This window comes from Zoogloea sp. (assembly GCF_041908905.1).
Classification (GTDB): Bacteria; Pseudomonadota; Gammaproteobacteria; order Burkholderiales; family Rhodocyclaceae; genus Zoogloea.
This window is the reverse complement of the sequence record NZ_JAYREK010000063.1, coordinates 1-5,132: the sequence shown is the minus strand read 5'-3', so window position 1 is coordinate 5,132 and position 5,132 is coordinate 1. Positions and strand designations below refer to the sequence as shown.

The 5,132-nt window shown below is 70.2% G+C and carries 7 protein-coding genes; all 7 read left to right on the top strand.

Annotated features, from left to right (window positions below; all coding sequences use genetic code 11):
* On the top strand, positions 1-479 hold a 479-nt coding region (locus ACE3OU_RS18515), incomplete at its 5' end, for a phage virion morphogenesis protein (protein ID WP_374243035.1).
* Between the two features lie 112 nt (positions 480-591).
* On the top strand, positions 592-1,173 hold the full coding sequence (locus ACE3OU_RS18510) for a phage baseplate assembly protein V (RefSeq protein WP_374243034.1): 582 nt from the start codon (positions 592-594) through the stop codon (positions 1,171-1,173).
* Positions 1,170-1,520, top strand: coding sequence for a GPW/gp25 family protein (locus tag ACE3OU_RS18505; protein WP_374243033.1), 351 nt, complete (start codon positions 1,170-1,172; stop codon positions 1,518-1,520). The genes ACE3OU_RS18510 and ACE3OU_RS18505 overlap by 4 nt, the downstream gene beginning before the upstream one ends.
* On the top strand, positions 1,517-2,356 hold the full coding sequence (locus tag ACE3OU_RS18500; RefSeq protein ID WP_374243032.1) for a baseplate J/gp47 family protein: 840 nt from the start codon (positions 1,517-1,519) through the stop codon (positions 2,354-2,356). Before ACE3OU_RS18505 ends, ACE3OU_RS18500 begins: the two co-directional genes overlap by 4 nt.
* On the top strand, positions 2,353-3,273 hold the full coding sequence (locus ACE3OU_RS18495; protein ID WP_374243031.1) for a phage tail protein: 921 nt from the start codon (positions 2,353-2,355) through the stop codon (positions 3,271-3,273). Before ACE3OU_RS18500 ends, ACE3OU_RS18495 begins: the two co-directional genes overlap by 4 nt.
* 3 nt (positions 3,274-3,276) lie before the next feature.
* A complete protein-coding gene (locus tag ACE3OU_RS18490; protein WP_374243030.1) occupies positions 3,277-3,762 on the top strand; it encodes a hypothetical protein in 486 nt (161 codons plus the stop codon).
* Between the two features lie 7 nt (positions 3,763-3,769).
* Positions 3,770-5,132, top strand: a 1,363-nt coding sequence (locus ACE3OU_RS18485; RefSeq protein ID WP_374243029.1) for a DUF4815 domain-containing protein, incomplete at its 3' end; no start/stop codon positions are given.

Below are 5,132 nucleotides of genomic sequence, written 5' to 3'. Positions count from 1 at the left end.
TGGGACCACCGGCCCGAGGACGTGCTGTGAGGGAGCCGCTCGAGCAGATCGCCTCGCAGCTCGACGCCCTGGTCCAGCAGCTCGGCGGGGCGCAGCGCCGGGCCCTGGCCCGCGAGCTGGCCAGGGTACTGCGAGCGAGCCAGCAGAAGCGCATCGCCGCCCAGCTCAATCCGGACGGCACGCCGTTCGAGAAGCGCAAGCCGCAGCTGCGCGCCAAGGTCGGCCGTGTGCGTCGGACCATGTTTAGCAAGCTGCGCACCGCCCGCTACCTCAAGACCGAGGCCACGCCGGACGAGGCCGTCGTCGCGTTCACCGGCATGGTCGCGCGCATCGCCGGCGTCCACCAGCTGGGTCTGCGCGACAAGGTCGATCGGCTGCGCCGCATCGAGGTGCAGTACCCCGCCCGTCAGTTGCTGGGCTTCAGCGCCGACGACGCGCGGACCGTCGAGGACCTCGTGCTCGAGCACCTGGCGCGGTAGCGCGCCTTTCAACCTGCACGGCCTTGTTGTGACGCCAGGCGCCACAACGGCCACGCCAACCGCCCCGCGCCGTTGCTGGGCATCCTCGCTCCCCATGGACCTGCCCGCCGACTTGTCGCGTCGTCTCGAAAGCCTGATCCGCCCCGGCACCATCGCCGAGGTGGATCACGACGACGCGCGCGTGAGGGTAGCCAGCGGCGGGCTCAAGACCGACTGGCTGCCCTGGATGGAGCTGCGCGCCGGGGAGACGGTGACCTGGGAGCCGCCGACCGTCGGCGAGCAATGCCTGGTCCTCTCGCCCAGCGGAGATCCGGCCCTGGGCGTGGTGCTGCGTGGCTTCTACTCCAACCGAGTGCCGGCCCCCAGCCGCGACCCGGCCGAGCACTGGAAGTCCTTCCCCGACGGGGCCGTCATTCACTACAACCACCAGACCGGCCAGCTCGAGGTGCGTGGCATTCAGTCCGCGCGCCTGCAGGCGGCCGTCGAGGTGCAGGTCGAGTGCCCCAGCGTGACGATCAACGCAGCCGACAGCGTCGTCGTGAACTGCCCGCGCGTCACCTTCAACAGCGAGACCACCACCTTCACCGGCGATGTGGAAGTGAAGGGCCGCATGCACTCGCACGGCGTGGTGCTGCACGAGCACGTCCACGTCAAGGTGTCGAAGGGTCTCGACAACTCGGGAGGCCCGAAATGATGAACGCCGCCACCGGCCGGAGCATGGATGAGCTTGACCACATCCGCCAGTCCGTCACCGACATCCTCTTCACGCCGCTGGGCTCCCGGCTCATGCGCCGCGAGTACGGCTCGCTGCTGCCCGACCTGATCGACGCCCCCCTCAACGCCGCCACGCGGCTGCGCCTCATCAGCGCCACCTACAGCGCCCTGCTGCGCTGGGAGCCGCGCATCCGCCCTCGCCGGGTGCAGCTCGTCGCCGGCGTCGCGGCGCCCCATGTGCTCACCCTGGAGCTGACCGCCGTGCGCACCACCGGCGTCATGGCCGGCGAGTCCATCCGCCTCATCATCGAAAGCCCTCGCGCATGATCGATCTCGCCTCGCTGCCGGCGCCTGCCGTCGTGCAGACGCTCACCTTTGAAGCGGTGCTCGCAGATCTGCGGGCCGACCTGGTCAGGCTGTACCCGCCTGCCCAGGCCGTGCTCGAGCTGGAGAGCGAGCCGCTGAACAAGCTGCTCGAGGTCGCCGCCTACCGCGAGCTGCTCTTTCGTGAGCGCGTGAACCAGGCCGCCCTGAGCAACTTGGTCGCCTTCGCCCAGGGCAGCGACCTGGACCACAAAGGGGCCTTCATCGGCCTGGCCCGCCTGCCTGGAGAACCGGATGACCGCTACCGCGTCCGCATCCTGCTGCGCATCGCCGCGATGGCGGGCAATGGCACGGCCGAGCAGTACCGCGAGCTGGCCATGCGGACCTCGCTCAACGTGCGCGTCGCCGCCGCCAGGTCGCCGGTACCGGGATCGGTCGGCATCGTCCTGTGGCTGGTGGACCAGAGCCAGGCCGCCGCCACCCAGGCCGCCGTGACGGCCGCGCTCAACGCTGAGAACGCGCGCCCGCTGGGCGTGCCGGTCACCGTCAGCATCGCGCAGCCCAAGGTCATCGACGTGCGCGCACGCATGTGGCGCGAGGCCGGCGCACCGACTGACCTGGTCGCTCAGGTCGCGGCCAAGCTGGAAGCCGCCTTTGCCAGCTATGCGGCCCTGGGCCGCAGCATGCCGCGCTCCTGGCTCACGGCGCGACTCCATGTCGCCGGCATTGCCCGCGTCGAGTACTTGAGCGCCGACGCGCCGCCGGAGAACACCGAGCTGCAGGAGCACGAGTACCCGGTGCTGGGCGTTTGTGAGCTGCTGGACCAGGGCCTGGCATGACGACAGCCGACCGCCTGCTGCCACCCCAGGCTACGCCGCTCGAGCGCGCGGCTGTGCAGATCGCCCCGAACTGGGAAGACCTGGCCAGCGCCGGCGCCAACGTGGAAGCCAAGCGCCCGCCCGAGTTTGCCCCCTGGCTGGCCGCGGAATGGGCCTTGGCGCCCTTCTCGGACCTGTTCCCCACCACCGAGGCCCTGATTGAGGCGGGGCTGCCCTGGCTCTTCGAGCGCGGCTCCGCAGCCAGCGTGCGCCGCGTGCTGGGCTGGCTCGGCTTCGAGGCCGATGTGCAGATCGAGGAAGACGAGGCCTATCTGCACATCGACCTGGGCCGCATCGCCACGCCCGAGGAGATCAGGCGCCTGGCCTTGGCCGTGCGAGCCAGCCTGCCGGCGCACATGCACTTCTACCGGGTCTTCTTCGCCTACGACCTGCGCCCGATCCGCCTGGACCAGGGGCCGGCCCTCGACGGTGGGCTGCTCGAGGACGACTCGGGGGTATGGGTCGGCGACGTGAAGGCGAGCTTTGCCGACTACCGCGGCGGCCTGGTCGAGGCGCCCAGCACCGAAGCGCTGGGCCAGTCGGCCACCGCGCGCCGCACCGCGCTGCTGAGCTACGACGATCGCATGCTGTTGGACGCCTGGCGGCTGGACTCTCATGTGCTGGTCGACAGCTACGGCGGCCTGCAGGAGCTCTTCACTGGCACATGCGATGCGCCGCGGCCTGGTGCTCCCGAGCGCCTCAACGGCATCGCGCAGATCGGCTCAGTCGAATGGGATGCACCGCAGCCCGTGACCGGGGCCAGCGAGACACGCTCCACGGGCCTCCCTGTGCCCGTCCATCCCCCTCGCGCCTGGCTCGGCCCCTGGGCCGGGCCGTGGCGCCAAACCATCGAACTCAAACGCACCGAGGAAACCTGACCCATGGCCGTTCTTCAAGACTCCGGACGCATCGTCCTGGCTCGCGCTGTTGCCGCGCAGGCCATCCACCTGGCTTGGGGCCGGGGATCGCCAGCCTGGGACGCGGCGCCCCAGCCCGAGCCCACCGACGCCACGGCGCTGGTCGACGAGATCGGCCGGCGTGCCGTCACCCAGCTGGGCTATGTGGTGCCTGACGACGACGGCGAGATCGAGCTGCCCTCTGGTGCCCGCTACACCGCCGTGACCGGCCCCACGCGCTGGCTCTATGTCCGCTTCACCTTCAACTTCGGCGACGCCGCCGGCGAACCCATCCGCGAGCTGGCCATCTTCGTGGGCACGCAGGCGGCCGCCGGCGTACCCGCTGGCCAGCGCTACCTGACGCCGGCCGAGGTGGCCAATCACGGCGACCTCTACGCCCTGGAGCGCCTGCCCAAGTTCACGCGCAACGGCGACGTGCGCCAGGTCTTCGACTACGTCCTGCCCTTCTGAGCCACTCATGCCGAACCAGATCTACGACCGATTCGACCCGTCGCTCAACTATGAGCGCCACCTCTTCCGCGCCGACAAGGTTCTGCAGAGCGCAGAGCTGATTGAGATCCAGCGCTCGATCCAGCACCGCGTGAAGGACATCGCAGACGTTCTGTTCAAGGACGGCGACGTCGTCCGCGATGCCCGCATCGTGGTCAACGCCGAGACCGGCGACACCTTATGCGAGGCCGGTGCCATCTACCTGGCCGGGGCCGTGCGCGGCGTACCGCCCGCGAACTTCGTGATCCCCGTCGTGGGTGTGGTCACGGTCGGCGTGTACCTGCGTGAGGCCATCATCACCGAGCTGCAGGACCCCAGCCTCGTCAGCCCGGCGGTGGGCACCCGCGGCTACATGGAGCCCGGCGCCGCGCGCCTGCAGATCCTGCCGGAATGGGGCGTTGCCGGCGGCACTGGCGCCTTCTATCCGGTCTATACGGTCGAGGACGGACACGTCCGGGCCAAGGAGCCGCCGCCGCAGCTCGACGCCGTGACGCAGGCCCTGGCCCGCTACGACCGCGACTCCGCGGGCGGCAGCTATGTGGTGCAGGGCCTGCAGGTCGCCATGGCCGCCGATCGGCCGGACGGCCGCCAGGTCTACACCGTGGCCGAGGGCCGAGCCCGCGTCTCCGGCTACGGCGTGGAGCTGACCACCAGCCGCCGCCTGGTCTACGACGCCCAGCCGGACCTGCAGTTCATCGACAGCGAGCCCCACGCCAGCACGACAGCCGCAGCGCAGCGCATCAACCTGGACCGGTCCCCGCTCTCTTCCATCGAGAGCGTGAAGATCACGGCCGAGCGCACGGTCAACATCAATCACGGCGGCTTCGCCGGCGCCCTGGATCCGCTGCCGGACAACTCGGTGCTGGTCATCAAGGAAGTCAAGCAAGGCGCCACCGTCTATGCGAAGGACGCCGACTGGAAGCTCACCGCCGGGCAAGTCGACTGGAGCCCGTCCGGGGCTGAGCCGGCACCCGGCAGCACCTACTCGGTCCGCTATGAGTACATCGCGACCGTGGAGCCCACGGCCGTGGATGCAACGGGATGCACGGTCACCGGCGCCGTGCCGGGCTCGCTGATCCTCGTCAGCTATCAGCAGATGCTGCCGCGCATCGACCGGTTGTGCCTGGACGCCGAGGGCGGCTTCGTGTGGCTGCATGGCGTGGCCTCGGCCTGGCGGCCGACGGCGCCCGCCGTCCCGGCCGGCCTGCTGCCCATCGCCAGCGTCGCCCAGACCTGGACCAGTGCGCGCAGCGTCACCAACAACGGTGTGCGCGTGGTGCCGATGAATGAGCTGGCCGCCATCACCTCGCGCATCGACCTGCTGACCGAGC

Coding starts and splice junctions, on each gene's coding strand:
- ACE3OU_RS18495 (WP_374243031.1), top strand. CDS start 2,353: ATGACGACAGCCGACCGCCTGCTGCCACCCCAGGCTACGCCGCTCGAG.
- ACE3OU_RS18490 (WP_374243030.1), top strand. CDS start 3,277: ATGGCCGTTCTTCAAGACTCCGGACGCATCGTCCTGGCTCGCGCTGTT.
- ACE3OU_RS18500 (WP_374243032.1), top strand. CDS start 1,517: ATGATCGATCTCGCCTCGCTGCCGGCGCCTGCCGTCGTGCAGACGCTC.
- ACE3OU_RS18505 (WP_374243033.1), top strand. CDS start 1,170: ATGATGAACGCCGCCACCGGCCGGAGCATGGATGAGCTTGACCACATC.